The 822-nt window shown below is 68.1% G+C and carries 1 pseudogene; it reads right to left on the bottom strand.

Going from position 1 to position 822, the window contains the following annotated elements:
- A pseudogene (locus tag KBX39_RS32245) lies at nucleotides 1–452 on the bottom strand (glycosyl hydrolase family 5); the annotation flags it as partial.
- Between the last annotated feature and the right edge of the window lie 370 nt (nucleotides 453–822).

Genomic DNA, 822 nt, shown 5'->3' with positions numbered 1-822 from the left:
GAGGCGGCGCCGTCCTCCCAGTAGGCGAGGATGACCTTGAAACCGCGGGCGGTGGCGGCGTCGATGGCGCCCCGGTAGGCCTCCCACCACGCCGTTCCCACCGTGTGGGTGTTGATGGGCAGCCGGACGGTGTTGACGCCCATGGTGGAAGCCATGTCGTCGTAGAGGGCGTTGGCCTTGGCCCGCACCGTCGCGTTGCTGTCGGAGGAGCTGAGGCCCTGCACGACGAGGGGACCGGTGCTGAAGTTGTCACCCAGCACGGCCCAGTTCATGCCTCGGAACTGGTTCGTGGCGGCGACGGCGGGCGACGACACGACGGCGACGCCGCCGACCATCGCCGTCGTCGCGGCCACCAGCACGATCAGCAGCCGGCGTAGTGACCTGGTGCTCCGCGCCGGGCCCGGTGGGCGGCGCCGCGACGAGGTGGTCCGCGTCGGGAAGTGGTCGATCATCTGATCCAGCCTCTCTGGCTCCGGACATCGGGCTGACCGCCGAATCCGCTGCTGCCCGTAGTGGTCCCAGGTCCCTCTGGAGATGGGCGCTGTTAGCGCTAACGCCGGTGGAGCGGCGTACCTCCGGGCTTCAGCGGCGGGTTGCGTGACACCGAGGCAAGGGTATGCCTTCTGGCTGTTAAATGTGCGTTGCGAACAAGTGTTCGCGATAACATCCGGGGGTGTCAAGGCATCGACATGTGTCGTCCCCTGTGGCGATCGGGGTGACGGGGTGGGGCGTGGCCCTGCGTCGACCTCGTCATCCAATGAGGCGCATGGTTCTCCAGTGGCTCGCCGCCGGCCTCCTGTTGCTGATCGGGACGGCTCGCTC

Source organism: Micromonospora sp. D75, assembly GCF_018070405.1.
Classification (GTDB): domain Bacteria; phylum Actinomycetota; class Actinomycetes; order Mycobacteriales; family Micromonosporaceae; genus Micromonospora; species Micromonospora chalcea.
The sequence above is the reverse complement of the archived record's forward strand: the minus strand, read 5'-3'. Positions and strand labels throughout refer to the sequence as shown.